This is a genomic window from Pseudotabrizicola sp., from assembly GCF_030656345.1.
Taxonomy (GTDB): domain Bacteria; phylum Pseudomonadota; class Alphaproteobacteria; order Rhodobacterales; family Rhodobacteraceae; genus Pseudotabrizicola.
Window position 1 is genome coordinate 1 of the sequence record NZ_JAUSNR010000050.1, and the last position, 25,931, is coordinate 25,931.

General features: G+C 59.3%; 27 protein-coding genes and 1 pseudogene. 11 read left to right on the top strand and 17 right to left on the bottom strand.

Going from position 1 to position 25,931, the window contains the following annotated elements; all coding sequences use genetic code 11:
• From Q7J44_RS21980 to Q7J44_RS21990, 3 genes are all read left to right on the top strand, one after another.
• The coding region (locus Q7J44_RS21980) for a DUF2493 domain-containing protein (protein WP_304883221.1) at positions 1-387 on the top strand (387 nt) is incomplete at its 5' end.
• 102 nt (positions 388-489) lie between these two features.
• Positions 490-1,632, top strand: a complete 1,143-nt coding sequence (locus tag Q7J44_RS21985) for a hypothetical protein (protein ID WP_304883222.1) — start codon at positions 490-492, stop codon at positions 1,630-1,632.
• A 30-nt stretch (positions 1,633-1,662) separates the two neighbouring features.
• A complete protein-coding gene (locus Q7J44_RS21990; RefSeq protein ID WP_304883223.1) occupies positions 1,663-3,993 on the top strand; it encodes a hypothetical protein in 2,331 nt (776 codons plus the stop codon).
• Positions 3,994-4,078: 85 nt separating this feature from the next.
• On the opposite strand, the gene Q7J44_RS21995 is transcribed toward Q7J44_RS21990, so the two are convergent.
• The 4 genes from Q7J44_RS21995 to Q7J44_RS22010 form a co-directional block, all read right to left on the bottom strand.
• Complete coding sequence (locus Q7J44_RS21995; RefSeq protein ID WP_304883224.1) at positions 4,079-4,417, bottom strand: type II toxin-antitoxin system RelE/ParE family toxin; 339 nt, start codon at positions 4,415-4,417, stop codon at positions 4,079-4,081.
• Complete coding sequence (locus tag Q7J44_RS22000) at positions 4,417-4,707, bottom strand: hypothetical protein (RefSeq protein WP_304883225.1); 291 nt, start codon at positions 4,705-4,707, stop codon at positions 4,417-4,419. Before Q7J44_RS22000 ends, Q7J44_RS21995 begins: the two co-directional genes overlap by 1 nt.
• 56 nt (positions 4,708-4,763) lie before the next feature.
• On the bottom strand, positions 4,764-5,072 hold the full coding sequence (locus Q7J44_RS22005) for a WGR domain-containing protein (protein WP_304883226.1): 309 nt from the start codon (positions 5,070-5,072) through the stop codon (positions 4,764-4,766).
• 295 nt (positions 5,073-5,367) lie between these two features.
• On the bottom strand, positions 5,368-5,553 hold the full coding sequence (locus tag Q7J44_RS22010) for a hypothetical protein (RefSeq protein ID WP_304883227.1): 186 nt from the start codon (positions 5,551-5,553) through the stop codon (positions 5,368-5,370).
• Positions 5,554-5,787: 234 nt separating this feature from the next.
• Between Q7J44_RS22010 and Q7J44_RS22015 the strand changes: the two genes are divergently transcribed.
• Together Q7J44_RS22015 and Q7J44_RS22020 are read left to right on the top strand one after the other, a co-directional pair.
• On the top strand, positions 5,788-7,365 hold the full coding sequence (locus Q7J44_RS22015; RefSeq protein WP_304883228.1) for an RcgA family putative transporter: 1,578 nt from the start codon (positions 5,788-5,790) through the stop codon (positions 7,363-7,365).
• Positions 7,355-8,356, top strand: a complete 1,002-nt coding sequence (locus Q7J44_RS22020; RefSeq protein ID WP_304883229.1) for a S9 family peptidase — start codon at positions 7,355-7,357, stop codon at positions 8,354-8,356. Before Q7J44_RS22015 ends, Q7J44_RS22020 begins: the two co-directional genes overlap by 11 nt.
• 102 nt (positions 8,357-8,458) lie before the next feature.
• Here Q7J44_RS22020 and Q7J44_RS22025 read toward each other — a convergent pair whose 3' ends face one another.
• Together Q7J44_RS22025 and Q7J44_RS22030 are read right to left on the bottom strand one after the other, a co-directional pair.
• Positions 8,459-8,866 (bottom strand): hypothetical protein, encoded by a 408-nt coding sequence (locus Q7J44_RS22025; protein WP_304883230.1) that lies wholly within the window; start codon positions 8,864-8,866, stop codon positions 8,459-8,461.
• A 247-nt stretch (positions 8,867-9,113) separates the two neighbouring features.
• A complete protein-coding gene (locus tag Q7J44_RS22030; protein ID WP_304883231.1) occupies positions 9,114-9,833 on the bottom strand; it encodes a ParA family protein in 720 nt (239 codons plus the stop codon).
• A gap of 562 nt (positions 9,834-10,395) precedes the next feature.
• Between Q7J44_RS22030 and Q7J44_RS22035 the strand changes: the two genes are divergently transcribed.
• Both Q7J44_RS22035 and Q7J44_RS22040 read left to right on the top strand, forming a co-directional pair.
• On the top strand, positions 10,396-10,998 hold the full coding sequence (locus tag Q7J44_RS22035; RefSeq protein WP_304883232.1) for a helix-turn-helix domain-containing protein: 603 nt from the start codon (positions 10,396-10,398) through the stop codon (positions 10,996-10,998).
• The gene (locus Q7J44_RS22040) at positions 10,985-13,129 is read left to right on the top strand and encodes a relaxase/mobilization nuclease domain-containing protein (RefSeq protein ID WP_304883233.1); all 2,145 of its coding nucleotides are present in this window, start codon (positions 10,985-10,987) and stop codon (positions 13,127-13,129) included. Before Q7J44_RS22035 ends, Q7J44_RS22040 begins: the two co-directional genes overlap by 14 nt.
• Here Q7J44_RS22040 and Q7J44_RS22045 read toward each other — a convergent pair.
• Positions 13,047-14,176, bottom strand: a protein-coding gene (locus Q7J44_RS22045; protein WP_304883234.1) for an IS3 family transposase whose coding sequence is annotated in 2 segments (ribosomal slippage) — positions 13,047-13,933 and positions 13,933-14,176 — 1,131 coding nt in all. Because the reading frame shifts where the segments join, the coding sequence is not laid out codon by codon here. The genes Q7J44_RS22040 and Q7J44_RS22045 overlap by 83 nt on opposite strands.
• Between Q7J44_RS22045 and Q7J44_RS22050 the strand changes: the two genes are divergently transcribed.
• Positions 14,175-14,636 (top strand): hypothetical protein, encoded by a 462-nt coding sequence (locus Q7J44_RS22050; protein ID WP_304883235.1) that lies wholly within the window; start codon positions 14,175-14,177, stop codon positions 14,634-14,636. The genes Q7J44_RS22045 and Q7J44_RS22050 overlap by 2 nt on opposite strands.
• The gene (locus tag Q7J44_RS22055; RefSeq protein ID WP_304883236.1) at positions 14,629-16,611 is read left to right on the top strand and encodes a type IV secretory system conjugative DNA transfer family protein; all 1,983 of its coding nucleotides are present in this window, start codon (positions 14,629-14,631) and stop codon (positions 16,609-16,611) included. Before Q7J44_RS22050 ends, Q7J44_RS22055 begins: the two co-directional genes overlap by 8 nt.
• 115 nt (positions 16,612-16,726) lie before the next feature.
• Here Q7J44_RS22055 and Q7J44_RS22060 read toward each other — a convergent pair whose 3' ends face one another.
• The 3 genes from Q7J44_RS22060 to Q7J44_RS22070 are packed head-to-tail and all read right to left on the bottom strand — an operon-like array spanning position 16,727 to position 18,988.
• A complete protein-coding gene (locus tag Q7J44_RS22060) occupies positions 16,727-17,158 on the bottom strand; it encodes a DUF6527 family protein (protein ID WP_304883237.1) in 432 nt (143 codons plus the stop codon).
• Positions 17,155-18,333, bottom strand: coding sequence for a ThiF family adenylyltransferase (locus tag Q7J44_RS22065; protein WP_304883238.1), 1,179 nt, complete (start codon positions 18,331-18,333; stop codon positions 17,155-17,157). The genes Q7J44_RS22060 and Q7J44_RS22065 overlap by 4 nt, the downstream gene beginning before the upstream one ends.
• Positions 18,308-18,988 (bottom strand): multiubiquitin domain-containing protein, encoded by a 681-nt coding sequence (locus Q7J44_RS22070; RefSeq protein ID WP_304883239.1) that lies wholly within the window; start codon positions 18,986-18,988, stop codon positions 18,308-18,310. The genes Q7J44_RS22065 and Q7J44_RS22070 overlap by 26 nt, the downstream gene beginning before the upstream one ends.
• Positions 18,989-19,149: 161 nt before the next feature.
• On the opposite strand from Q7J44_RS22070, the gene Q7J44_RS22075 reads away from it, so the two are divergent.
• Both Q7J44_RS22075 and Q7J44_RS22080 read left to right on the top strand, forming a co-directional pair.
• Positions 19,150-19,539: an antitoxin Xre/MbcA/ParS toxin-binding domain-containing protein gene (locus Q7J44_RS22075; protein WP_370693063.1), complete on the top strand. Its 390-nt coding sequence runs from the start codon at positions 19,150-19,152 to the stop codon at positions 19,537-19,539.
• Entirely contained in the window at positions 19,520-20,266 is a 747-nt protein-coding gene (locus Q7J44_RS22080; protein ID WP_304883246.1) for an RES family NAD+ phosphorylase, read from the top strand. Before Q7J44_RS22075 ends, Q7J44_RS22080 begins: the two co-directional genes overlap by 20 nt.
• A 34-nt stretch (positions 20,267-20,300) precedes the next feature.
• Here Q7J44_RS22080 and Q7J44_RS22085 read toward each other — a convergent pair whose 3' ends face one another.
• The 7 genes and pseudogenes from Q7J44_RS22085 to Q7J44_RS22115 form a co-directional block, all read right to left on the bottom strand.
• Positions 20,301-21,326, bottom strand: coding sequence for a type IV secretion system protein (locus Q7J44_RS22085; RefSeq protein ID WP_304883241.1), 1,026 nt, complete (start codon positions 21,324-21,326; stop codon positions 20,301-20,303).
• The gene (locus Q7J44_RS22090) at positions 21,326-21,745 is read right to left on the bottom strand and encodes a hypothetical protein (RefSeq protein ID WP_304883242.1); all 420 of its coding nucleotides are present in this window, start codon (positions 21,743-21,745) and stop codon (positions 21,326-21,328) included. The genes Q7J44_RS22085 and Q7J44_RS22090 overlap by 1 nt, the downstream gene beginning before the upstream one ends.
• A gap of 17 nt (positions 21,746-21,762) precedes the next feature.
• A complete protein-coding gene (locus Q7J44_RS22095; protein ID WP_304883243.1) occupies positions 21,763-22,797 on the bottom strand; it encodes an ATPase, T2SS/T4P/T4SS family in 1,035 nt (344 codons plus the stop codon).
• 1 nt (position 22,798) lies between these two features.
• Entirely contained in the window at positions 22,799-24,124 is a 1,326-nt protein-coding gene (locus Q7J44_RS22100; RefSeq protein ID WP_304883244.1) for a TrbI/VirB10 family protein, read from the bottom strand.
• Positions 24,121-24,771, bottom strand: coding sequence for a TrbG/VirB9 family P-type conjugative transfer protein (locus Q7J44_RS22105; RefSeq protein ID WP_304883247.1), 651 nt, complete (start codon positions 24,769-24,771; stop codon positions 24,121-24,123). The genes Q7J44_RS22100 and Q7J44_RS22105 overlap by 4 nt, the downstream gene beginning before the upstream one ends.
• A 59-nt stretch (positions 24,772-24,830) precedes the next feature.
• Positions 24,831-25,478, bottom strand: coding sequence for a virB8 family protein (locus Q7J44_RS22110; RefSeq protein WP_304883245.1), 648 nt, complete (start codon positions 25,476-25,478; stop codon positions 24,831-24,833).
• 38 nt (positions 25,479-25,516) lie between these two features.
• Positions 25,517-25,931, bottom strand: a pseudogene (locus Q7J44_RS22115) (conjugal transfer protein TraF); the annotation flags it as partial.

The window sequence follows — 25,931 nt, forward strand, 5'->3', positions numbered from 1 at the left end:
CGCGCAGAGACCGAGAGCCTGGTGCCCCCAGGACCGAAAGTTGCCTTTTCTGGCGGGGACACCACCGATCACCGGCTGATCTGGGACCGTCTTGATCAGATCCACGCCAAGCACCCCGACATGGTGCTTTTGCATGGCGGATCACCCAAGGGTGCCGAGCGGATCGCGGCCACTTGGGCCTCGAATCGCAAGGTGCCGCAGGTTGCCTTCAAGCCGGACTGGACCAAACATGCCAAAGCCGCACCCTTCAAGCGTAACGACCAGATGCTGGACTGCATGCCGATCGGCGTCGTGGTCTTCCCGGGCACTGGCATCCAGGACAACCTGGCCGACAAAGCCCGCAAGATGGGCATCCCGGTCTACCGCATGGCTAGGGGCAGCGCGTAAGCGCTGCCTTTGGCAGGTTACAAAAGCCGCCCTCTCTAAGAGCGTCAAGCACTTGCAAGCACGCCCGAACTGAGCGACCTTGAATTCAAGGAGACACCCACCTTGGCATTGATACCGATTTCGGAAATTTACGCGGGCCTAGAGCCAGAGAACTCGATCCACGGGCGGAAAGTGCATCGACTTAATGCGGCTGTTCACTACCTGGACCGCCCTAAACCAACGCTCGAAACTATCGGCTCCCTCTTCCGAAAATATACTAGCCGCGCAGGGCGTTCAAAAACTCCTCAGGCTCGCGCGGAGTACGAGCTCTTATCAGGTCACCTATCTTGGCTAGGTAGTCTTAACGATGATCCAAACCTAAAGGATGAATACGCAAAGTTTAAGACTGCTTCAAACCCCGAAGGTTACCTAGGTGATCAGGGCATTGACGCTACGCACGAAGATACACTTACATTTCGACTTGATCTCCACATTCATCGAATAAGAGCATCGCTGGGGCCATCGACTTTTCAAAGAGACATGTTTGATGCCTGTGGGAAAGAAGTATTTCTTCCGCGGATATCCCGAGTGATCGAGAACGTGTGGCGAAAACATTCTATATTGGTTTCACCCAACTCCCTTGACGCGAGCGCAATGCTTCGAAAGAGCTTTGTCGAATTTATGCACATGCAACTCGCACAGAATGCTCTGACGCATGCGCACGCGGATGCAACATTCAATGGAAACTACACCAAATTCTACCGAGAACATTTCTCCAATGAGGGCGAAGACTTCCTTTTTGGCGTCTTGACATTCCTTGATGTTACTCTCTTGGACCCGAAAGCGATGGGTGACTCAAATTTTAACCAACAGCTTCAATCCTTCTACCCTAAGCTCAAGAACTTGATGCTCGGTACATACGAGCGGTTGATACGACAGAAGCGAAGGCTTCTCATTTTTTCTTATTGTGACACCGGACCTGGAATTGAGCGGCACGTTCGTAATTTCAGCCCGAGCCGTGCCAATTTGTCGGACACGTTAAGCCTAAAGCAGATAATGGATGGCCGAATTGCAGGACGAGAGAGCGCGGGCGCCGGACAGGGCCTCAATGACGTCCGAGAGCTCGCTAGCGAAATTTCTGCAAAGATAGTTGTCGAAACACCGGACGGGACGTACTTCAGCGACAACCACAATGGCGTCGAGGAGACTGATAGAACATCACGCCTTTCACGCGGGACGACTTTTTCAGTCATCTTAGAGATCTAGCGATTGCAGTACAGGGTCATAGACATTCAGTTGGATCAATTTGAGCGTGACCAAGAGGACACGCAGTTGAGTGTTTTCGGCAAATTGAAGACGATGGAAGCTGTGCAGCTAAGCAGGGGGCTCATTCGTACTGGCAGAGAGAATGAGGATTCGATCTTCATTTATCGCCTCCCTGTCGCGATCAACTGGTCCAAATATCCAATTAGCTTAACGGCGATGATTGACGGCTTACGAAGTGCGTCTTCAGCAATTGGCACTAATGTACAATTCGCTATCTGGACCAGCGATTTTGCACCAAATATTGCACCAGTGTGCATTCCGAGAGGTAAAATGCATTGGCAAAGCTCTATCGAAGGCCCCGCACAAGTTTGCGAACTGCTTGCGGCAGTGCGTCAAACGGAGATGCTTAATTTTCTTTCGAACGAAGATGTTCTTTTTGAACATGCCGGTGCGGCGCTTTTCGAATTACCGTCAGGTCAGCTTTCGGACTACTTTGTGAGAATAGGGAACCTGCAATCGAGAGCCGGTTTCTTCTCCGCGATATTCTTCTGGATGATTGAATACCTGAGGGATGTGCGGCACATTATGTGCGACACATGGAGTGTTTCAACATCAGCGGCCGTCGTCGCGGACTACTTAATGATCTATAATGGCTCTGCATTCGAAAGTGTCCCGCGCGTCACTTGGTCCTTCTCGCCGAGCTATATTCCATCGAGTCCTGTTAAGGAGAAGTTGATTTTCGACGCCGTTCACGCCGCTCAGGTATCTGGCGGAAAGGCTCTTTTCCTGTCCAGCTTCTACTCTTCTGGTGGCCTTGAGTTGGCGATAGCCGATCAGCTGGCGGAGTACGATGCCAGAGACTCAAGCATCCTGATAGCGATCTACTCCGTCCTCGACACTTGTCAATATTCAGAACTGATGCTTTGCTCATTGGGAGCGTTCCTAGAAAACAAAGGTCTTCGTGGGAAGAAGGCGGAGCCCTCTAGCGGCATTGAGGTTCTTTCAGTCAGTTCGACCAGCTATTTTCCTGACTACAGAACCGCGGCGGCAACCCCGTTCATCGGGCGTGATATCAAAGAACACTCGAATTTCTGGGAGCGATACTGCGGCAAGCAACTCTTTGCTGTGCACAGAGATGGATCGACAAATTCTGACATGCGGCATGGCCATAGTCGGCATCATGCATATCACGTCAATCTTGAAGCATTCTTTGCCGACGGCGAGTTTTTGAAGAGTTTGACGAGTAGGATCAAAGGCATAGCCTCATTCTCGAATTTATTCCTCGATGGCTCACCAGCAAGCTTGGTGCTTCACGCGAGCTTGGGTATGGCCGCTCCCAAACTCCTTGAGAACGCTAAGATTTTTACAGTTCCGGATTGGCGTGAGATTTCGGAACGTCCAGATTGCTTGCAGGCTCTGAACCAGAACGGCGCGAGATCGATTTTTTTGTTGCCCGCGGTCCTAAGCGGTCAAACTATAGGCGATCTGAAGCGTCATCTGCGCGAAACAGCATTGGATACTATGCCCAATATTCACGTCTTGATTGGTCTCTTGCGCCCGTCGGACCAAGTAGTGATGCGGAATTATTTGGAGTTGGGTGCAAAATATTCTGGTACTGGTGAGTTATCAGTTGTCGAAAGTGTGATCCTTCCGAATTTTGGAAGAAGGGAGTGCCCGTGGTGCCGGGAGCAGGACACTCTGGATGCTGCCCTTGGTAGGAGCGACTTGGACGCTGTCTCTCGAGATATCTTCGAGGCAAGAAGAGATAGACTTCAGGGATCTCTTGTCTGTGGTCTGGTTGGAAATGAGGTCTTCTTTCCAGTTTCTGAGGGAAGCCGACTACCTTTCTATGGCGGATCACTTTTTGTTGACGCGATGATCGGACAGGAAGTGCAGAAGGGTGAGCTTGAGAGCATCGATGGGCTCGAGAGATCGAGGGCATTGATGGCCTTGGTGGATGATTCGCTTTTGTCAGAGGCTGATCTTTGCTGCGTGGTTGCGAATTCAATTCAGAATTGGCGCAATAGAACGGTTAGGTCGAGCGTAAGGCGTGCAACCGTAGATGCTGCCACAGTAGTAAGTGATGACAAGTTTAATGAGGCGCGCCTTCGGGCCGCGATTTGGCGCTCGTTGCGACCGCATGAGTTGGCGCTTGCTGTGCGAGTTAGCACGGGGTTTGAGGACTTAGTCGGCAGGGTGTACGATCAGGTTGACACGATTGTCAGTCACCGGTGTCTTGGCCTTGAAGCATCAATTGCCTTTAGTGGAGAAATGCGGTTGCGCTTTGGTAGCCAGTATGATGCCAGTCATTGGGGACCCAGTGGATTTCTTTGGATGCCAGAGGAAGTTCCAGAAGAGTAGTTTTAGAGAGAGTGCAAGTTAATCATATCGAAGTATTACATAATCTTCATTATGGGAAATTTAAATAATGATTTAAAATAATAGGTTAAACGGCTTCGATAAACGATCTTCGCGCACTCCCCTCGGCAATCCAGTCCTGCGCTCCGAAGGCGACCAGAGCAACATAGAGCGCGCTGTGATCGGGACTGGGCTTGAACACGATGGTGATGCGGTGTCCTCGACCGCCATGGCGGACCAGCCAGCCTTCAAGCGGCGGAGAAAGCCTCATACCAGAAAGCGGGTTCCCCGCGATGGCTGCAAGCAGCGCGTCGATCTCATCAAGCCGTCGGGCCGCGGCGGCGAAGTCGCCTTGTGTCGTCTCGACAATATGGTCGACCAATGCCAGCAGATCGTGCTGAACCAGCGGATGACGGATGAGGCGCATCAGTTGGAGTCGCCGTTCCCCATCTGCGCGCGCCGAGACAAGTGGGCCCTCGCGCCGGTGGTGAGGCTCTCGATCGCACCGACAGCCTCCCAGTCATCCAGCGGCAAGGCAAGGCGGCGCTGGACCTCGACTTCGAACAGCACCCGTTCCCGTTCCCTTGCTGCGCGCGCGCGCGCCATCTCTCCGGAAACCGCAGCACTGATGTTGGGATACTCACCGCTCTCGACCAACTCGCGCGCGAAGGCAAAGGCCGTGTCGGTAAAGCTGACACTCTGCTTGTGGACGCCCATTACGATCTCCCTGGCGGTAGTCTGTTGGAGCACCATAAAGGGTTTCGTGGTTTGTTTCAATTGGGCGTGCGAGATGCAAGCCTTTCTTTTGCCTGCTCTTGTCGATCAACAAACGCTCGTCCGCCAGACCCTGAAGCGACGACGTATCCCCGCCTCAGTTTCGTACGAACGGTCTGCAATCCGGCTGCCTCAGCCGCGTCAAGCGTCGGAAAGGTTTCGAGGGCAGTTCTGCCGAGTGTGCCGATCCTTCCCCAGGTTCGGACAACGCTGGACTCGCCAAACAGCGTGGGGGCCACATCGACTCGGTAGAACCGCGCCATATTGCGGACCGGGTCGAACTTTTGCAGATATTGGGGTGCCAACATGCTGAACCTCCTGCCCCAGACTGCGCTCTCAGCTGCCAGAAGTCCAATCAGGTTTCTGAATCACGACGGCGCGTTTGATTCGGATCGCTGATGCTCCCTTTCAGCGCCAATTCGAGCCAAAGGGCTGCAGGCCAGCAGGCGCCCGAAGTCTCTCCGGATCATAACGGGAACAGCCGCGCGAGAGGCTCAAACGGACCGACACTCCAGCGGAAAGCAAACCATTCAGGTTGCCGCCCGTTCCAGCGCATTGGTAATAGAGTCATTCTCTATGGCTCATGGTGCTGCAAATGTACCATCAGGCGGCCTCTACCATGGGCTCGTAGCGTACCTCGGCAAAGGCACCCTTCAGCCAGGCAGACTGCAGCTCTCCATTGTTCCATTGGTAGAGGTAGCCAACCAACGTGTCGGTCTTCATGCAGAGGATGCGCATGATCGGTTCGGCGGTAAGGCGGGGTTCGGGGGCCGTGATACCACTTCCCATTTCCCGCTGTGTCTTCGTCTGAGTCATCGATCATCTCCTGAACGCAATGTGTGTTGGGGGGCTGCGCTTGTCCGGCGGCCAATTGTCGTCATTCCCCGCTCAGCACTCTGCGGTAGAAGATTTTGGCGGGCGTATGGTTGCTACCCTCGGTTGCAGGCGCTAAATGAAGTCGCCCGATCAGAGGATCACGTCCCATTACGAAGTCATCTGAAATACATCGAAAAGTTTTTGCGTATGTTATTGATAAAGAATGGTAAATTTTTTCTCCTGCCTGAACGAAGCGAGGACGACTTCAAGGCGCTGTTTGCGCGTGTGGCCGCAGCTGGGGTAGGGCGACCCGTCGACCAGGATGGCTGTCCACAAGGTCCATGGACACCCGACCTGCTGGCGGCGGCAATCTCAGAAATCGAAACAAACCGAGCCGGCATCGAATTACGAACCGTTCAGCTCTGGTTCGAGGATAACGACAAGGGCATAAGCGCCACCAATATCGGTTGGCTTGCGCGGGTGCTTGGCTGCAACGATCCCGAAGCCGCCAGCGCCTGGCAGGCCGAGTTGAGCGCCGCGCAGTCCCGTCTGATGGCTAAGCGCCGAGCGCGGCGGCGTAAAGAACTCAGCGAAATGGCTGAGCCAGAACTTGCTTCTCCCGAACTAGCTGAATCGGGACGGCCGGAACCCATTAGGGCTGCGCGACGCTTCGACTTAGCGCATGCGACCGAGGTGCTTTTCTCCCGAGGGTCAGTTCTGAACCTTCCGGCTGCTGTCTTTGCAGGGGCCGTCGCACTTCAATTCGTGTCCTATTTCCTATCCATCCACAGTGTCACATATCTTCGCGAAGACGGGGTGACCAAGCAGGTGGGCTTCCTCTGGACTCTCAACTGGACCGTCCTGTTCGTCGTGTTCCTGCCGCTGTTCCTTGCAGTTGTGGTCGACCAGGTCGTCAGATGGAAAAGCATAAGCCGCGCAAAGCTATTGTCTGCCTTGGGTGACAACGACCAATCGGGGACTTGGATGGCCAGGGTCGAGGCGTCGTCTCATACCTATTGGGCGGTCTTCCTGACATGTATCGGCTTCGCCGGTGTGTTCCAGTGGATCAGTGTGCGCCTGCTTCCCTTGTTAAACGGGGTCGGAGACTACGCGGTCGATTGGGGATCCGTTGCGCTTGTACAGCCCGATCAGATCGGGGTTGTTGAGCAGATCGCATTCACGGGAATCGCTTATCTCTATATGTGCTTCTGCTTCTACCTGCTGATTGCGGGCCTGATCCTGCTCTCCAATCTGGTGGACGATTTTGTGAACATCAGAGCTGCGTTGGTAGATTGTCAGGGAAACGACGACTTACGAGAAGCCGACGCCAGCGGATACGAGATCATAAGCGGGATTGTGCGCTGCACCATTGCTGGCCTGCTTGTTGCCATCTGCATGAAGCTCGAGAGCTTCTATCGTCTGACGCCCTACCCCGACATCTGGAACTGGATGCTTTCCGATGCGCAGTCGGTCCTGTTAACGCCAGTTGAGCCTGTCCAATGGGACAGGTCACCGAGCCCGACTCATTATACCAGCCTGCTTGTGGCTTTTCTTGTGTCGGCCATTTATCTCTACGGAAGCATCCGCATCGGAACATCCGGCAAACCGAGGATCCGTGCCAACCTGGCCATTGTATTGCTGATCGCCGTCTACCTGGTCGCCGGCGTCATTCCCGGTTTCTCCTTGATCCTTGCTGGCGGATTGATTGTTGCACTTCACGGCCTCTTCGACCCTGATTTCCAGTTTCGGCGGCAACTACAAAGGGACCAAAGCTATGTTCCATGAATGGCTCGACCGTTGGGATGAGCGCAGAACTCGGCGCCGCGACGATGTCAAGATACCGACAGAGCCAGTGCTTGACGCGGAACGTGCCTTTCCCACGGCCAAAGACGTGACCGATCTTGAAGGGTTTTGCGCATATGCCGAGGAGGTTATACGCAGTTCGGATGTATTCTTCGCCCCATCTGACGACCTTCCCGAAGTGGGCTGGCAAGACGGAATGCTCAGCTTCCGTTCAGACCTTTCGACGGGGATGATCAAAAACGACATGGTGCATGCCAAGGTAACGAAGGCAAGGTCGTCAGACCATGCGGTCCTGGTCTTCCATCACTGGAACGCCTCTGCCAGAAACGCGCAACTTGCCCGGCTTTTCGCCGGACGCGGCATTACCGTGTTTGAGATGGCAATGCCCTATCATCTCGAACGGACACGGCCCGGCTCATTGCATGCCGATCTTATGCTCAGTCCAAACCTTGGCATGACCATCCAGTCCGTCCGGCAGGCGGTCATCGACGGGCGGCAGCTCATCAGGATCGCACAGCACGCTGGGTACCGGAAGATTTCCGTTGTTGGGATAAGCTTGGGCTCATGGGTAGCAGGACTTGTTGCTGCACATGATCCGGTGGTGGAGAAGGCCAGCCTTTTGCTGACCGGTGGTCATCTTGCAGACATGGTGTGGACCGGCGGAGCAACGCGACACATTCGGACAAGCTTCGAAGGCCAGATCGAGCTTGCTGAGCTGAAGCGCGCCTGGGCTCCTTTAAGCCTGGAAAGTTATGCGGCCAAACTGGCACGGCCTGCACTTGATTTGCAGATTGTGCTCGCCAGCAGGGATAAGGTCGTCTTGCCGACTTTATCCGACAGATTTGTAAAGCGGCTACAAGGCGCTGGCGCATCGCCTGATGTCAAACGGCTGAACTGCGGTCATTACTCGCTGACCTTGCCGCCCTTTATCATCTATACTGGGATGAGCGCTTTAAGGTTTTTGAACCGCTGATAACCAATGAGCGTCACTGGAAAAATGCGTCATGTGTAACTGGACTGGCGCAATCTTTTGCGATGAGAGTTTCAGGAACGCAGCCAAGGTTCTGTAGCATTTTCATGCGCTCATTGTACTTGGCAGCGTCGCCTCTTGACCCAAATCTGAAAGAATAGTGTCGATCTCGTCCCAGACGCGGGGTTCCAGTTGGCCGCGGATCAGGGTCCACTTGCTCAGGACGTCGAGGGGATCGTAGGCGCGCAGGAGGGCGGTCACAGCGCCGGCATCGACCGCCAATGACGTACGCGCGCGCCATTCGGTGATCCGCGTGCGCTGCTCTTCTGACGGTGGGACAAAGTCGTGCTTGAGCTGCCAGTTCTTCACCGCACGGCGCAGGGCAGCTCGGATGACATGGGCGGGATCGACGCCGCAGTTGATCAGGGCTTCCTCCTGCCGTTCGAGCGCATTCACCCGGATGTCGATTTTGCGCGTCGCCGGATTGCGTCGAGTGCGAGCGGGCGATGCCATTTCCGGTGGCGCTGCGCGTCTGGCCGTCTCCTGACTGGGTTGTGGTGTGGGCGCAGGCGGCGTCCTTGGCGGTGCGGCAACGTGATCGTCCACAACTATGGGCTGCACGCTTGCGGGCTCTGGAGTTGTCCCAGCCCGCTGTACTTTCTCTCTTCCCGGATCTTCTTCCACCTCCGGACGCAGGGATGCGGCATAGACCGGGTCAGGCCGTGTGATCGTCGCGATCTTCTTCCTCACCGCCCCGCCCTCACGTGGCCAGGATGTTGTTGAGGATGTCGGTCGCCTCTTCGAGGGCCTCGACCACATGGCGCACATGGGGGCGCATGAGGGGGTTCGGATCGGCCTGCTTTTGCAACGCTACAGCGTGCAGGAGGCCCTTCTCGTCCATTTCCTTATAGACATTCCGGCGCATCATCACGGTCTCGACCACCGGGAACCGTGCGATCGCCGCCTCGATGAGAGCGGCATCGGCGCGCGTGGTCTTGGGGTCAACCATATTCAGAACGACATGGTGGCGCGGAAGGCTTTCGGGGTCATCGACGCGAGCGCGGAGCTTTTCGAACCAGACGGCGGTCTGCGCGCCGACATCGAGATCCGAAGTCGAGAGCATGACCGGTGTCACAATGTGATCGGCCAGAACGGCGATCCCGTCCGACCATTCGGCCCCGACGCCTGCTGTATCGATGAAGATGAAATCCGCCGAGTCCGCCGCATAGACCTGCTCGATCCGATGATCCACGGCCCCTACGCTTTCGACGGTCGCAGATCGCAGGAGCGGTGATCCCAGCCCCGCGGCTTCAGCCCGCTTGTGCCAGGTGCCAAGCACGCCGGTGCTGTCGGTATCGATCAGAAGGACGCGACGCCCGGCGGCAACGGCAGCACTGATCAGGGCGCGCGAGAGCGTGGTCTTGCCACTCCCCCCTTTCCGGGCCATCGCGGCGATCACCACGAGATTGTCGTTCGGCATGGGGCCGCACCTCTCACAAGAATGGTTAAACGCAGCAAAGATGTTTCATCGTCGCTAACCTCCGCGCGCGACGGCGTCAAGCAGAAGACGGGGTGCGGGCTGCCTCAGGCGGAATGCCGGGGTCCATGGTGCATCGCGCAGGGAGCGAAAAGCACCACGCTCTCGACGCCTGACGTTCTCCCGTCCGCGCGATGCGGTGCCCAGATGACGCGCGACATGCGACATCGGCCATAGTGCGCGACGCAGGAAGCGTGACGCATACCGCACGGGACGTGGACCATCGGGCACCACGCGCGATGCGGGCAGCACGGGCCATCTGCCACTTTCCAGAAGCCGTGCTGCATGGCGCGCAAAACGCAGTCCAAAGGACGCGATGCGCGATGCCGGCAACGCGGGACGCGTTGCCTTGAGCGCCTTGCGCGCTGCATTTGCCAAAGGACGTCAAATCGGCCCGTGAGGCCGATTTTCTACATTGAGTACAAGCCCTTGGTGCCTTCTCCGCTTGTGCTGGGAGAAGGCGGGCTTGTACGAAGTTGGCAAGAAATAGGAACGTATACTTCACATGGGCAGCAGTCGGAGACTGACCGATCAGGAGCGCCGTCAGATCGTCCGGGAACGGGCGAAAGGCGTCTCGGTTGGTGCGATCAGCGCGGCGCTGAAGGTTTCGCCCAAGACCGTCTACAACGTCATCGGCCGGGGCCGTTCCGCTGTCTCCGCCAACGACAGCCGCACCCGTGTGTTGACCATGCGCGTCACCGACCGCGACCTTCGCGGCTTCGATGCAGTTCTCGCGCGGCGCGGCATTGCCCATCGGTCAGATGCCATGCGCTGCTTGATGCTGGCCGCCGACGATCTCCTGCGCCCCGATGAAGGCATGACGGATGAGCTAAGAGGGTTGAGCGCGGCGCTGAACCGGGTCGGTAACAACGTGAACCAGATCGCGCGCCGCCTGAACGAGGCAAAGTTCAAAGGGGAGCGTCTGCCCTACACCTCTGCCAGCCATGCCGAGATCCGCGATCTCGCGGTGCTTGTCTTCGACATGGCCGATCAGATCCAGGAGATGTTCCGCGCGCGTCGCCGCGAACTGGACCTCGAAGTGACCAAGGCCCTCGCCGGCCTGGCGCGGCGGGAAGCGGAGCAGGTGGCCGAGCATGGCGCGGAGTGAGGCACGCGGTGTGGGGCCCGCCCTCTTCGATCGTAACTGGAGCCGGGTCTCGGGCAGCTGGCAGGGGCTGGCGAAGAACGCTCAGATGGTCCGGGCCGCGCGGGGCTATTCCCCTGCCATCTTCAAGCCCATCTCCAAGGGTGGGTGCCACACCGGCGCGCAGCTGAAGGCCCAGCTGACCTACCTCACCACCAAGTCGAGCCATATCCTCGACAGCCGCGGCACACATGACGGCAAAAAGACCCTGACCGAGGCCGAAATTGATCGGGTCGTGCGGCGCTTCGAGAACCAGTGGGGCGAGCGGCACAGCCCGAAGCTCGGCCATACCTCGCATCTTCTGATGGCCTTTCCCGTCGGCACCAGCGGCGAAGAGGTGCGCGCAATCACGGAATCCGTCTGCGAGAAGTTCTTTCAAGATGCGGGGTCGCAATTCGACTATATTGCTGCAATACACCAAGATCGCGTGCATCCACATGCGCATATCGTTCTGAACCGCCGCAGCAAGGATGGCGAAATGTTCTTTCTCGGGAAGGATCACCACTTCAACTACGACGCCTTCCGGGTGGCGATGGTTGAGGCGGCGCAGGTCCACGGGATCCGGCTCGAGGCCACACGGCGTCTTGACCGGGGGGTCACGACCTACCGTGCTGAGATAGACGAGGTCTACAAGGCCCGTGACGAAGGCCGACCGCCCGTCGAGCGCCAGCGCACAGGCGCTGATCTCGCCGCTGCCTTGGAGACGGTGGCGCGCAACGCGCTGACCTATCGGGGTCTGGCTGCCGAGGCGTCCCGGTCGAACTTCGATGACGTGGCCGAGGCGCTTGAGCGGGCCAGCACCATCCTTGCCAGGGGCGGTCAGATCCAATCTGACGGAGCCATCTACATGTCCCAAGACGAAACAGCCTTCGACACGCTGATCACCGAGTTTTCTCAGAACATCCGTCAGATCGAAGCCGCGATCGACCGGGCGCCCGCGGCCGAGAGACCGGAGATCGAGCGCAAGCTCACCGATGTGCTGGCCTCCGTCGCGCATCTGAACCCGCTCGGTGATCGTTCGGCTGCACTTCTCGACGCACCATCCCGGGATGGGGTCTATGCGCGGGCCAACATGCGCGAGGGCCAGATGGGGCGTCTCGACGACGACGCGGTGAAGGCGCGCCTCAGCGAGGCGCTGCAAGGCACGGGCATTGATCCGGAAGCTGTAGCAGCCCGCATGCGCGAAGGGGCCGGCAATGCCGCGCTCGAACGGCAATGGCTTGCGCAGGATCTGCGCGCCATCGCCAAGGCGGGCGATCTCGATCTGGAGAAGGGCGGTGACCGCAAGGAAGCACTGGACCGGCTGGAAGCAGTTCATGTCCGTCTGGGCGACACCCTGACCGATGCGCGTATCCTTCGGGCTGTCGATGAGGTGGATGACACCAAAGATGACCGAGTTGCCCTGGCCGAACGTGTGACGCTGCCGGAGCGCGAGCGCGCGACAGGCGAACCCGACATCTTTGCCCCGTCCGAGCGCAGGGATTTCCAGGAGCTCGTCGCCCAATTCCGTCGGACGGATTTCGACCATCCCTTCTCGGACGATCCGTCCGTGCGCCGAGCCGGTGCCGTCGAGGTCGAAGAAGCGCGCGCCGCCTTCAACGCCTTCGCGCAGCGGTCGTCCGATCATGCCGAACTAGCCTCGATGGCTTGGGACAAGATCACCGATAGCCGCAAGCCGCAGGAATACGCCGTGGAGGAGAAAGATCGGACGCTTCATGCTGGCGACATGGATCTTGCTTTGCGGGAACCCTACGACCGCTTGGGCCCGATCACCGAGGACATACGTATCCTCGCGCTCTACCGCACGGAAATGCCCGAAGAGGAGTTTGGTACGGCAGTTCAGGAGGAGGTCAACCGGCTGCGCGCCATGGGGGCGTCGCGCGCCTATATCAGTGAGCGTAGCCTCGAGATCGAGGACCAGGCGCGGCAAGACTATGCCGAGCGTCGCTATCTCGCCGCGATGACGCCTGCTGTTGGTCTTGTCACGTATTTGTGCCGCTCCCAGTCCTCGTTTAGGCCACTTGACGTTCGAAGGCCAAGGGGCTTTTGCCTCCCAATGCTGAGTGCCGACGGCGCGGGTTATAGAAGCCGTTGATGTATTGGAAGATGGCGGTTTCGGCCTGGCGTCGGGTCTGCCATGCGCGTCGCCAGATCAGCTCGGCCTTGATGGTCTTAAAGAAGGTCTCGACGGCGGCGTTGTCATAGCAGTTGCCTTTTCCGCTCATCGACGCTCTGAGGCCATGCTCGCGCAGGACCTTCTGATAGTCGTGGGAGCAGTATTGGCTGCCGCGGTCGCTGTGGAAGATGCAGCCCTTGGGCGGTGATCGCAGGGCGATGGCCATTTTCAGTGCCCGGATCGCCAGATCGCGCTTCATGCGGTTGCTGACGGCCCAACCGATGACGCGCCGCGAATGCAGGTCCAGGATCACAGCCAGATACAGCCACCCCTCGCGGGTCCAGATGTAGCTGATGTCACCCGCCCATTTCTGGTTCGGCCCAGCCGCCGCGAAGTCACGATCCAGCAGGTTCGGTGCGATGTTGAACGTATGATCGCTGTCGGTGGTCGCCTTGAATTTGCGTGGCCTTTCAACGACGATCCCGTTCTCGCGCATCAGCCGCCCGACACGCCGGTGCCCCACATCTAACCCGACCTCTTTCAACTCCTCCGTCATCCTGGGCCTGCCATAGCTGCCCAGGCTCAGGCGCGACTGTTCCTTGATATGGGCCAGAACGACCATGTCGGTGTGCTGCCTGCGGCTGGCAGGGCGGCTGCGAAAGGCCCGCAAACCGCGTGGGCTGACGTTCATGACCAGACACAACCGATCCGTTGCAAAGCTGCCACGATGTTCCTCGACGAACCTAAACCTCACGGCTTTTGGCTCGCGAAGAACTGGGTGGCCTTTTTTAGGATGTCCCTCTCCTCGCGCAATATGCGGTTTTCGCGCCGAAGCCGTTCGTTCTCAAGGGCTAGTTCACGATCCTCAGACGAGACCACATCTGTGTCCCGGTGCGCCGTGATCCATTTGTTCAGCGTCGACATCCCGACACCAAGATCATCAGCGATCTGTTTGCGTGAAAGCCCACTGGTCAGCGCGATCCGCACCGCATCCTTGCGAAATTCTTCCGTCCTGACTGTGCCCATGGTTCATCTCCTTTGCTGCACATTACGCTATCAAAGGAGCGGCACCAAACCGCGACAAGACCACGAGATCGAGGACCAGGCGCGGCAAGACTATGCCGAGCGTCGCTATCTCGCCGCGATGACGCCTGCTGTCGCCGATTATCTGCGCCGGGCGGAGGCCGGCGATCCGGCGCCAATGTCAGAGGCGGAGCAGCAGCGCTTCGTCGCGCAGATCGACAGGAGTTTGACGCCGGACGCGGTTGCGGGGTTGCGCGCGGGAAATGCCGAGGTTCTGGACAAGTTCAGCCAGGACCCGCTGCGGCAGCTGGAACTTGCCAAGGCCTATCTCGAGAGCAGCGAAGTGACCGCCCACGGCCCTGCCATGGAGCAGGTGCTCGACGCCTTGGCCGAAGAGCAGATCGAGTCGCAACGCGCGCGTCACGCCGCGGCGCATGGCGAGAAGGGCATCACCCATGGATAAGGGGAAGATCGCAGGCGGGATCCTGAGCCTGACGCTGGTCGGTCTCGCAATCGGCTATGTCGTGGCCACGGGCTACCTGACCATCCGTTACGGCCTGTCGACGCAGGCCTTCGACATCACCTTGCTCGCACGGGAATACCGCGCGCTTGGGGCCACCGCCCCGCGCGACTTCCTCTGGGTGAACCTGATCCTCGCGGGCTTCGGCGTCGCAGCACTGATGCTGAGCGTTACGCTTCTCGGTGATGCTCTCACACGCTTCGGCACGACGCATTGGCAGACCCGGGGCGAGATGAAGCGCAACGGCTTCTTCGCCAAACCGGGCGGCGGCTTCCTTCTCGGCAAGCTCGGCCCCCCGAAATCGAAGCGCCCGTTCCTGGTGTCCAAGACCTTCCCACATGCGCTGATCGTGGCGCCCACCGGCCGGGGCAAGGGCGTGGGCTTCGTGATCCCGAACCTGCTCACCTACAAAGGCTCGGCCGTCGTACTCGACGTTAAGGGCGAAAACTTCCGCGAGACCTCGCGCTTCCGCGCCAGCATGGGCGACAAGGTGTACCGGTTCGCGCCCACCGACTGGGACCGCCCGACACATCGCTACAACCCGCTGGCGCGCATCGCGGCGATGACCAACCCCGACCGGCAACAGATGGAACTGAAGCTTACGGCCAAGCTCTTCCTGCAGACCGACAACGAAAAGTTGAGCGGTCTTCTGGCAGGCGGCATCGACCTGTTCGTCGCGGCTGGCCTTCTGGCCTTCGAGCGCGGCGTACCGACCATCGGCGAGATCTACCGGATTACCGCCTCGGGTGGCGACAAGCAGAAGGAATACCTGAAGCGAGCGCATGAGGTGAAGAACACCTCGGCCAAGCTGATCTTCGAGCGCATGGCTTCAACCAACAACGACACCCTGACCTCCTACCTCTCGCTCTTGATGACCTCGGGTCTCGATACCTGGGACAACCGGGCGATCGACGCGGCAACCGCGACCTCAGATTTCTCCTTCCGGGACATTCGGCGGCGGCCGCACGCAATCTATCTCGTGGTGGAGTCCGAGATGATCCGCCCCCTTGCCCCGCTGATCCGGCTGTTCTTCTCGGACTTGATCGCCTCGCTTCAGGCGCAGGAGCCGGGCGACGACGAGCCTTGGCCCGTGATGATCATGCTCGATGAGTTCGACAGGCTCGGGAAGATGCCGATCGTCGCCGAGAGCATCAAGACGCTGCGCTCCTTCGGCGGGAACCTTGCCATCGTCACTCAGACCATCCCGGCGCTGGACGAGATCTATGGCGAGAACACGCGCCGTTCCCTGCAGGGCGGCGCGGGCGTGAAGCTCTACCTCACCCCGTCCGAGCAGAAGACCATCGAAGAGTTAAGCCAGGCCGTGGGCAAGACCACCAAGCGCGTGGTAACTCGGTCCCGCGCCGTTGGTCGCAATCCCTTTGAGGGGCGCAGCGTTTCTGAGCGTACCGAGGACACGCCGCTCCTGACCGAGGATCAGGCCCGGAGGATGGACCTCGACGAGGTGATCCTTGTGATCGACGCACAGATGCCGATCCGGGCGCGGCGAATCAAGTATTTCGAGGATCCAGCGCTGCGGGTGCTGCACGCAGGTCAGGCGGGGAGTTTCCCGTACCCTGATGAAGACGGGCTGCGGCGAGATCGACAGATGACCGAGACTCGGGAGACCGTGGAAAAGCTGAAGCAGGAACTGCAGGAGGTGCGGGCGGCTGCGGGAGCTAGGGATTCTGGAGCAGAAGGCTCATCCAAGGCAGTTGAGGCACCGACGACGGACACAAAGGTTCCGAGTCTAGCCGTGTCAAATCGCGCGCGGGGCCGAGCGGCACGCGCTGCGGCGGGAGTTAGTGACTCAAAAAAGTTGTCAATCGAACTCGCGGGTTTAGGGATCAATGAGGCGGGTAGGACCGAACTGGCGGCGGCTGTTCAGACAACGAGGGCGATCATTGCTGAGTACACTTAATTGGTGCGTGCTGGAACTTTGTGTCTAGGGCCCCGACCTGCAGTTTTCAGCATAGCTGACAGGTCATTTTCTGTCAGCAACGCTCTTGATCAGTTCGTCTAGGCCATCAGTACGCTTACAAGCGAAACAGTCGGCCAATTCTGGTCCGCCAGGACTTACGATCTTCGGGTAGCATCTGTACTGGTTCTAGACGTACTTCCTCCAGTTGCTTTGCTGACGCTTTGATTGCCTGATCCCGTGCGCGTCCTTTGGCGACTTGCTCCTCGGTCCAATCATCGGCCCAGTTCACCCGACCGCGCGTGATGACGTAGTGCGACCGGCATGGTAGGCTCCAGCTGCCGACTGAAGGATGGATCGACACCGTCTGTCCATCAAAGGTCAGTTTCCAGTCGTTCGGGCTAAGTGGTGTCACAACCTCGTTTCCACATCCGCAGCAGCAAAGATGTATCATCGTCCCATACTCGAGCGAGACGTAAAGAATGCCGGATACCAGTTCAGGGGGCACGACTTCAACAAAGCGATGATCCAACTTACGAACCGCCGTCATGCCGCGTCCTCGTTGAGAAGCTGATTGCCGTCGATGTTGAATACTGACGTCAATTCATCTTCAAGATCGGCATAGAAATCGCGGTACTTCTTCCACTTGATGACGGCGAGGTCAGCAAGGAGCGAGTTCAGTTCTGCGACCTGAATATTGCGGCTGTAGAGGTCATTGTGGCCAGCCCCCGAGACCGGAATGCGAGCGCGGGCAGCCTCCCTGCGTTCCGGCTGGCTGAGCGTTGTCCGCAACGAACCCGTGAGCCGACCGTCAACAAGGTCAAGACCCATGCCTGCATCGATGTACGGTATACCAAACCCTTCCAATGCCTCGATAATATATTGCTTGGCCGGACCCGCATCCATACACAAGAAGACAAAGGTCAGGTTGCGAAGAATCTCGATGTTGGACTGGTCGAGGTAGATACCGTGGGCATGGATACCGCGCCGCATCGAATCGTATAGGTCCTTGAAGTACTCGACCTTAAGGGGCCGGGTCTTCAAGACGTCCAGAGTTGGCGCGCCCGGTGCTCGAAATGCATTGTGCTGACCGAACACATCGCCATCGAAAAAATGGACCTCGGGGACGTGCGTTTTGACCACCAGATCTGCGACGTAGGATCCCGTACCGCCCAGCCCGACTATGCCAACTATTTCATGCGCGAGCTTGTGCGCGAGGGCGCTGATCCCCGCGCGGCTCGAGGCAGTATCGGTAAAACGAAATGGACCGCTGTCGCTTGCCGTCTCCATGACACGAAAAGTCCGTGCCGAAGCGTCGGGCTCAATCGCCACAGCCTCATTTGAGAGTATTGCGGCGTAGGTTGTCATTTTCTCATAGTAATCGGCGTACTGGCCCGACAATGGTTTACTCGAAAAATGATGGTGGATTACCAGCCCGTCGCCCAGGTCCTGTGTGCCGTTGCAGTTTTCGATCTTGGACAGTGGGCTGCCGTGGCGATCACAGGGAAACTCACCAGCGAACATGATAACGTGTGTATCGGGGACGCATGTCCGGTCACCGACAAGATGAAGTGTGGAGACCAACATCCCACGCCGAACGATTTTCGTTGCAGTGACATACGGGACTGCATGAAGAACCAGATGGCCGTTCCTGATCTCTACCTCATATCCGTCTTCGATGAGACGTTGGATATCGGCACTAGGATTTGTCGGTTGCAGATACATTGAATACCATCCCTTCTTTGATCCTGATGCTGTCACCTTCGAGGAGCGACCCCTCCGAACGACGTTTCGGCCCTTTGCGGTACGACACTGTGAAACAGACATTTTCACCCGATGGTGGTGTTTCGAATGCCAACGCGACTAGGTCAGTGAACGTCAGCCGCCGCGCAGAAATTGTCTTCGGCCGAGTGTTGACAATGATCGTGATGGTTTGGTTTGCCATCGGGCGGGAGACAATACGCTCTACTCCATCTCCCTTGAGTCGAACGGCATCATCGTCGCCAATAATCCGATCTCCATCGGAGTCCAGGATCAGGTCATGATCGTCTGGAACTCTCGCAACCTGCCTTATCTCGTCAGCGTCGATAATGGCTTCGCCCCACTCAAAGCCGCGCTCGTTCACCGTAAATGAAAACGTTCGGTCGCTCCGGAAAAGACGAAAGACAACCGGCGAAGCGATCTCGTCAAGATGAACCGAACGGTCGAGACCAACGGACTGCGCAGCGCCATCCGCAATCATAATCAGGATGAAATCGCTCGCGGGCGCCGCCCCCGCGAGGCTGCGGACCTGGCGTCCGGTCAACTTCGGATCTTCGGTCGTCAGTGTGCGACCATCGACTTTGATCGCGTAAATCGTTCCGTGCTGTGTATCAGCCATGGCAGTAGCCTCTTGCTCGTTGCCGGATGACCGGCAGGTTTCTCTTGTAACCCTTCAGAACTGGACTATAGTGGCCATGAAGTCCTGATGTGTACTGTATATATCGGGACTTTTTCGAAAATCAAGTCCAAAGTTGGACTAAAATTGGGAGGAGCCGATGTATGTCACTCTCTAGGCCCGCGCTCGGTCGCGACGCGGGACACGCAGGGATTCCTGCGGCCATGGAGGCATTCTCAAACCTTGCAGAAGATTGGGGCCTCAACACAGATGAGCAGATCACACTGCTCGGATCACCGGGCCGGTCAACATTTTTCAAGTGGAAGAAGGAAGGTGGCAACCTGCCGAACGACACGCTGGAACGCATTTCCCATTTGCTCGGTATCTACAAATCACTGCAAATACTCCTGCCCAACCCAGAGGCAGCCGATGGGTGGATAAAACGATCAAACAGCTATTTTGGGGGCCGCAGTGCGTTAGAAACAATGATGGGCGGGCAAGTGATAGACATCTACAAAGTAAGAGAATATCTTGATGCTCAACGCGGTGGATGAGCTTCCTGTTGTGGAATTCAGCAAGACATGGTTTCTTCTGATACCGTCCCGCTTTCCGCCTGTTCCCCTTTACAAGAGGATAGCTGGCGGTCGTGACGACGAGGTTTCAGCTCTCGCCGACACGCACAATCCTCGTGTGAAAGAAATGCAGCTCCTTACTGGTGGCGTGACCGCATCAGTCGACGTGGCCTCACCACGCCTTCAGAACTGGAACCTCGCTCCCTTCACATATCCAAATCCTGAAGGGAGCTGGTTTTTCGATCAGTTCACCAGATGCCTCGAAATGTCAGGCGACAAGCAAACCGCGCTTGCGGTCTCTGTCGCTAAGCGTGAGTTGTTTCTCGATAGAACTGGTGAGCCACCGGTCGGGCTGGACATGCGAATGCTGAGCAGAGAAGTAAGTGGCCGATTTCTGGACGCCCGGGGTTTTCCAGGAGACCTCCATCAGGATGCCCGAAGAAGCTTAGGGCGCTCTATTCTTAAGATGAGGGAAAGCGTTTATTTCGACGGCGTGCTGTTCAAATCTTTAGAGCGGCCGATTGGCGAACGGATCGCTGTTCTTACGGGTGAGGTCCTCCGTAAAGCTATCCAAGGTGAACACTTTCGATACACGTGGGATGGAAGTCGGATTGTAAGCCTTTACGAGTTTAACAGTACTAGAACCGTCGAAGAGAACGAAATTGATCCAAGTCACCTTCGAGGAGAGAAAACTATTTTAGCAGCATAGAATGCAAAGTGAGAGCACACTTTGGCGTTCAATCTTATTGCCCTAACCGCTTCGCCCTCTCCGCCATCCTGACCACCTGCGCGCTGGCCGTCGCCGCAGCGCCACGCACGGCGGCGGGCGCCTGCACCGCCCCCCGACCGATCGCTTCACCCGTCGTAAGCGCCCCGATCCTTGCCCTGCCCTGCACGCCTGAAGTGTTCACCAGCCCCCGCAAGACCCCTGCTGACCCACTGACGATCGCCGGTGCTGCGGCCACCATCAGGTTCCCCGATATGCCTCGCACGATCAGGGGCGTTGCCGCGACGAAGCCTTTGGCCAGGAACACCATGACGAAGAATGGCACCAGTGAGCCGATGTTGGTGGCTGAGTTCGGATCACCGAGCTGGGCTAAGAGCGAATTCGCCATGCCGACCACGGTCGAGAACATGGCGGCGATGACGATGGGGTAGAAGGCATAACTGATCGTCGTCGAGACCCATCTGTGGAAGAAATCCTTGGTCGCATCGAAGAGAGACAGCGCAATCATGATCGGCGCGAGGCCGAGCATCAGGGTCAGCATCATCTTGGCGAAGATGAGGACAATGCCGGTCATGAAGCCAAGGAGGCTCAGGAGCACGAGGCCGATGCCGCCGAGGATCGCGCCGGTCATCCAGTTCAGGTTGTTGCCGATCGCGTTCAGGTATTGGCTGAACTCCGTGATGAGATCATCGAACTCGGCCGCAAAGTACGTGGCCCCTGCCCCGCCGCCGCCAACCGAGGAAATCAGGGCCCCGGCGACATAGTCTAGCCCGCCGATGACGGCATTGGCCACCGCGTTGAAGTTGGCCCAGTTGAAGGCAAAGAGGCCGATCAGCGTCAGCTTGATCAGGTACCAGAAGAAGCTGGCCCCATCCATGCTGCGGAACTGGAAGGCCATGTTGATGCAGACGCCGATCAGCGAAAGCGTGACCATCAGCAGGACGATCGTGCCGGTATTGCTGGCCACTGCCCCGAACTGGGACTCGGCCGCGTCGGCAAGGAAGCCGTCGGCGGTTCCGACCATCCAGCTGACGATGCTCATTACCAATTGCCTTGCGCTTCGCAGATATCCTGGACGTCGCGGGCGATCTGGTTCTGTTCGTTGCGGAGGGCCAACTGGGTCTGAGTGTGCTCTGCTTGGGGGTTGGTCGCGAACCGTTCCTCGTACTCGGCCGAAGCGGCATCCCATGACGGAAACCGCGCATCACAGCCGCAATCGCCCGATGCCTTGATCGCTTCCCAAGACCGCAGCTCGTAGAGCCGCATTAACGTCAGCGCCTTGTAGGCCTCACGCGGGTGGACCTCATCCATCCAGGTCGGCCGTGCGGGCCGGTCGTTGCAGATCCGGTATTGCTGGGGCGACATGGTTACGGTGAGATCATTCGTGACCTGAGGCGAGGTCTGGGCCGCGAGCGGCGCGGCCAGCAGGGTGACAGCTGCGGCGAGGGTGGTCTGGCGCATGGGGATTTCCTTTCGGGTCATTCGGCGGCAACCGAAGGGCGCTTAGTGCCCTCGGTTCCGGCAGTGTTCTGATTTGGATGTGTTGTCTGCCCCGGCAGGAAGAACTCGGTGATGCCGCGGGCGCCGTCATGGCGGCCAGCCTGGATGATCACGTCGATGGAGCCCTCGATGTAGTCGACCATGTCGGTATAGGTCATCGGCACATCGGTCTTCAGCGCGGCAATGGCGAGGCGGCGGACGGCAAGCTGCGGGGTCTCGGCGTGCAGGGTGGTGAGCGAGCCGCCATGGCCGGTGTTGATCGCCTCGAGGAAGGTCATCGCCTCGCGGCCGCGAACTTCGCCCAGCACGATCCGATCAGGCCGCATCCGCAGGGTCGAGGCCAGAAGGACATCGGCGCTGCGGGCCTCGGTGTCGCGGTCGGCGATCAGGGTCACGGCATTTGGCTGCTCAGGGCGCAGTTCAGCTGCCTCCTCGATGGTGATGATCCGCTCCTCTGGCGGGATAAGCGAGAGGATCTTGCGCGCTGCGACCGTCTTGCCGGTCGATGTGCCCCCCGAGACGATCATGTTGAGCTTGTTCTCGACGCAGAAGCGCAGGGCGGCATCGATGTCGCCGGAGGGCACCACATCGCGCAACGCGGCATTCCGTTCGCGGCGGAGACCTTCGAGACTGCGTTCCTTGCCATAGAGGAAGCCTAGCTTGATGGCCTCCAGCGGCAGGGAGGAAAAGAACCGCAGTGAGATGGAGAACCCACCCTCGACGACTGGCGGTTGGATCACCTGCGCGCGGATCGGACGGGCACGGTAAAGTATCGAGACCGAGACGATGGGTTTCTTGGTGCTGAGCGTGGTCGAGGCAGCCGAGGCGATCTGGTTGCCGAGGTCCTTGATCTCGGTCTGGGTCAGCGGGGTGCCGAGACCCCGCATGAAATGATCGCCCTGGAACTCGCCCCAGACCTGGCCATTGGGGTTGATGCAGATCTCGATCGTGTCGTCCCGTTGCACGGGCGCGCCCAGCCGGTCGAGCGAGGCTTCGAGATAGCTCGCCGCCATGTCAGAAAATCTCCAGGTCGCGGTCGACCATGACCGTGATCCGCGCGCCCTGATCCACATGGATCACGGGGCGGATCGCGAGATAGTCCTGCATCACGCTTTGGGTGCTGTCGCCAAGATCGGCTCCGACATCGCTTGCAACATCGGCCACCGCCTCGTCTTCTATCTGGCCTGCGGCTGCGGCGGGCAGAGCCCCGATCAGCGAAATAAGCGCGGCCGAGCCGAAGCGTTGCGCAAAGCGGGTGTCGACAGAACCGGTTGTGCCGGTCCGTCCGAGCTCGTCCCCGCCGAAGGCGCTGATCTCTACGGTCTGGTTATCGGGCAGGATAATCCGGTCCCAGGCCACCATGACCCGCGATTGCGCCAGCGCCACGTCGGAGCGATAGCGCCCGATGAGGCGCGCCCCACGCGGGATGAGGACCCGTGTGCCATCGAAGGAATGGACGTCCTCAGACACGATGGCGCGGATCGCGCCGGGTAGCGTGCTGTCGAGGGCCGTCTCGGTCACGGCCTGGATCATCGTGCCTTGCACGACGGTGTTGCCCGGGTTCACGATCACCTCGGCGCGCGTCACCGCGGCGGGTCTGGCGCCCGCGCGCACGAAGGCTTCGTCTTCATTCAGGCGCGCGGCCTCAACGTTGTTCTCTCGGTCAGTCCCCGCCCCCATCCCGGAAAACGCAATCATGGGCGAGGCGATGCGTTCGGCCCGCGCTTCCGCCTCGGCGATCCTGCGGCGTTCAAGTTCCGCGAGCCGCAGCTCCTCCTCGTTCGGGCCGAGGTCCGTGGGCGCAGGCGGGGTCAGCCGCGCGACCTCGAGGTCCATGCGCAGCTGGTCAAGCTCACGGTCGCGTTCGGTCAGCTGTCGCTCGATCGCGCGCTGCGCCTCGGTCGAGGCGGTCTGCAGTGCCGCGATTTGGGCTGTCAGGTCAGCGATGGCCTGTTCTGCCCCGATATCCGATGCCTCGACGGGCCGCGCGCGCAGGTCTTCGAGTTCCGCGCGTAGCGTCGCGAGGCTTTCCATCAGTGCCAGTTCCGACGCGGACGGGCCGGTATCGTCCGGTGGCGACGGTGCAGGCTCGGCGACGGGCATGGGTGCGAGGTCGCCGAAGCCCGATCCCGTAGTCTGGAACTCTTCGGGGGCTGCGGTCGGCAGGGGCGTTTCCGGCGATGGCTGCAGGGCGGCCCAGGCCAGGCCGCCCACGGCGACAATCCCGGCCACGCCAAGGATGGCCGTCAGCGGAGAGGGCCGTGCTGCACCGCGCTTCTTGTCGCCCGTCGCTCCAAGCGCCGCGAGGCGGGCGGCGAGGTCTTCGGTGTCCTGGCTCATGATGTGGGCCCACCCATATCCTGAACACAGACCTCGTCTTCGCCGAGGCGCAGAACCCATTGGCGATTGACGCCTGAGACGCGGATGACTCCATCCTCGAGAGCCGTGCTGTTCACCGCCCGCTCGCCGCCCTTCGCATAGCGGAAGATCGCCGGGAGCGGCGCGTTCCGCGCGAAGCGGAAGTACGTGAAGGTGCCGTCATCCCAGACGGCCGTCGGTGTGAACTCTTCCCGGGCGCTGACGGCGTAGTTCGCGTTCGGCGCATCGGCTGCGACTGCGCGAGCCGGTTGTGCGCGGCTCTCGGGATAGCGGAACTGGACCACATAATGCGGCGTCTCACGCGCCTCGACGACGTGGAAATAGTAAGAGCGGCGGTTTGTGTAGACCGTGATGTTGGTGGCAACACCTGAGGCCGCGGGTTTGATCGCAAAGGCGCGTCCCCCGGGGACACCATCGAACTGAAAGCCGACCGTGTCGCCCGCGATGATCGAGCGGATGGTTTCGCCGATCCCGAATTCGACGGTGGTGACCCGGGTCAGCGTGGTGACGACGCGGTAGACCTGCCCTTCGGTCCAGGTGGCAACCCGGACGCGGTTGTCATGGGGACCGGGGCGCGGCGTGGTCTCGGCGATGGCTGCAGGGGCCATGAGCGCCAGCGCGCCGGCGACCAGAAGGGCGTGAACGGATGTGAGAACTGGAACAGAGGTCATTCGGAACGGTCCGATCGGATGGCATATTGGGTAACGGTGAAGCCGAAGGGGTTTTGCCAGACGTCGTCGATCGAGCGGGTCCGTTCGGGTTGAAAAGCAAACATCAATGTTGCGGTGAACGATCCGTCCTGCGCCCCTTGCCGGCTGGTCAGGCGCTTTCTGAGGCGCACCTGCGCGCGGTTGTCCCCTATGAGCGTGATCGACGCGATCTCGACGGCCATCTCTGCTGCGGGGCCATATCGCGTCGGCGGATAGCTTTCCTGCCCCGAGGTCCACATGGCGCGCATGCTGGCCTCGGCCGCCCCGGTGGATTGCGCCAGCACCCGGCGCACGCGCAGGTCGTTGTCGAGCTGGTTGTAGACCTCGCGGTCGAGGATATAGCGGTAGATCTGCGCCTCGATAATGGCGGGACGCTCCGCCAGCGAGACCGTTTCCACCGTGGCGTTCGGCAGAGCGAGACCGGTCGCGGGATCATAGGGCACGACGACGGGCGGGGGCGTCTCGACCATCAGGGCGACGGCTGCGGCTGCAAGGCAGCCAAAAACGCCGAAACCTGCCCCGCCGAGGCCGATCATCCGCCAGAGCTGCTCCCGGCGCAACGCGCCATGGATCAGTTCCTCCTCGACCAGTTCGCGCGCGCTCATGCCCCCAGTCAGTCTCAAAGTCATGTCTGGTGCCCCACTCACGGTTCGAGGCTCGGCAGGGTGAAGTCCATGTAGCGACGCTCTTCGGCGACAGTCGCCGCATCCACCACACCGGCATTGCCCGCGCCAAGGGTCTGGATGGCTTCGAGTTCCCACATCCGCGTCATGGCGATGGCGAGTTCCGCCGTGACGCGGGTGTTGTGGTCCATCGACGCCTTCAGGTCTTCCATTTCTGGGATCATGGAGACCAGTCGCTCGACGCGCTCAAGCGAAAGTGCTGCCTCGGCGTGGCTGTTCTGGGCCGCAGCCGATAGGACAGCGCCTGTCGTTGCACGGGTCGCCACGCCTTCGGCGCCTGGATTCCCGCTCGTTGCGATTTCGTTGAGCGTGTCCTCGTCGAAGCCCGCACTGGCGAGTGCCTCTTCCATCTGCGTGCGCATCGGACCCGCATTG

Excerpts from the sequence above, each read along its gene's own strand:
- Q7J44_RS22040 (WP_304883233.1), top strand. The coding sequence starts at position 10,985 with ATGGCGCGGAGTGAGGCACGCGGTGTGGGGCCCGCCCTCTTCGATCGT.
- Q7J44_RS22080 (WP_304883246.1), top strand. The coding sequence starts at position 19,520 with ATGCTCAACGCGGTGGATGAGCTTCCTGTTGTGGAATTCAGCAAGACA.
- Q7J44_RS22075 (WP_370693063.1), top strand. The coding sequence starts at position 19,150 with ATGTCACTCTCTAGGCCCGCGCTCGGTCGCGACGCGGGACACGCAGGG.
- Q7J44_RS21995 (WP_304883224.1), bottom strand. The coding sequence starts at position 4,417 with ATGCGCCTCATCCGTCATCCGCTGGTTCAGCACGATCTGCTGGCATTG.
- Q7J44_RS22095 (WP_304883243.1), bottom strand. The coding sequence starts at position 22,797 with ATGGCGGCGAGCTATCTCGAAGCCTCGCTCGACCGGCTGGGCGCGCCC.
- Q7J44_RS22005 (WP_304883226.1), bottom strand. The coding sequence starts at position 5,072 with ATGTTGGCACCCCAATATCTGCAAAAGTTCGACCCGGTCCGCAATATG.
- Q7J44_RS22050 (WP_304883235.1), top strand. The coding sequence starts at position 14,175 with ATGGTTCATCTCCTTTGCTGCACATTACGCTATCAAAGGAGCGGCACC.
- Q7J44_RS22105 (WP_304883247.1), bottom strand. The coding sequence starts at position 24,771 with ATGGCCCCTGCAGCCATCGCCGAGACCACGCCGCGCCCCGGTCCCCAT.
- Q7J44_RS22030 (WP_304883231.1), bottom strand. The coding sequence starts at position 9,833 with ATGCCGAACGACAATCTCGTGGTGATCGCCGCGATGGCCCGGAAAGGG.
- Q7J44_RS22010 (WP_304883227.1), bottom strand. The coding sequence starts at position 5,553 with ATGGGAAGTGGTATCACGGCCCCCGAACCCCGCCTTACCGCCGAACCG.
- Q7J44_RS22015 (WP_304883228.1), top strand. The coding sequence starts at position 5,788 with ATGTTATTGATAAAGAATGGTAAATTTTTTCTCCTGCCTGAACGAAGC.
- Q7J44_RS22100 (WP_304883244.1), bottom strand. The coding sequence starts at position 24,124 with ATGAGCCAGGACACCGAAGACCTCGCCGCCCGCCTCGCGGCGCTTGGA.
- Q7J44_RS22090 (WP_304883242.1), bottom strand. The coding sequence starts at position 21,745 with ATGCGCCAGACCACCCTCGCCGCAGCTGTCACCCTGCTGGCCGCGCCG.
- Q7J44_RS22110 (WP_304883245.1), bottom strand. The coding sequence starts at position 25,478 with ATGAGCGCGCGCGAACTGGTCGAGGAGGAACTGATCCATGGCGCGTTG.
- Q7J44_RS22000 (WP_304883225.1), bottom strand. The coding sequence starts at position 4,707 with ATGGGCGTCCACAAGCAGAGTGTCAGCTTTACCGACACGGCCTTTGCC.
- Q7J44_RS22020 (WP_304883229.1), top strand. The coding sequence starts at position 7,355 with ATGTTCCATGAATGGCTCGACCGTTGGGATGAGCGCAGAACTCGGCGC.
- Q7J44_RS22055 (WP_304883236.1), top strand. The coding sequence starts at position 14,629 with ATGGATAAGGGGAAGATCGCAGGCGGGATCCTGAGCCTGACGCTGGTC.
- Q7J44_RS22035 (WP_304883232.1), top strand. The coding sequence starts at position 10,396 with ATGGGCAGCAGTCGGAGACTGACCGATCAGGAGCGCCGTCAGATCGTC.
- Q7J44_RS22060 (WP_304883237.1), bottom strand. The coding sequence starts at position 17,158 with ATGACGGCGGTTCGTAAGTTGGATCATCGCTTTGTTGAAGTCGTGCCC.
- Q7J44_RS22025 (WP_304883230.1), bottom strand. The coding sequence starts at position 8,866 with ATGGCATCGCCCGCTCGCACTCGACGCAATCCGGCGACGCGCAAAATC.
- Q7J44_RS22085 (WP_304883241.1), bottom strand. The coding sequence starts at position 21,326 with ATGAGCATCGTCAGCTGGATGGTCGGAACCGCCGACGGCTTCCTTGCC.
- Q7J44_RS22065 (WP_304883238.1), bottom strand. The coding sequence starts at position 18,333 with ATGTATCTGCAACCGACAAATCCTAGTGCCGATATCCAACGTCTCATC.
- Q7J44_RS22070 (WP_304883239.1), bottom strand. The coding sequence starts at position 18,988 with ATGGCTGATACACAGCACGGAACGATTTACGCGATCAAAGTCGATGGT.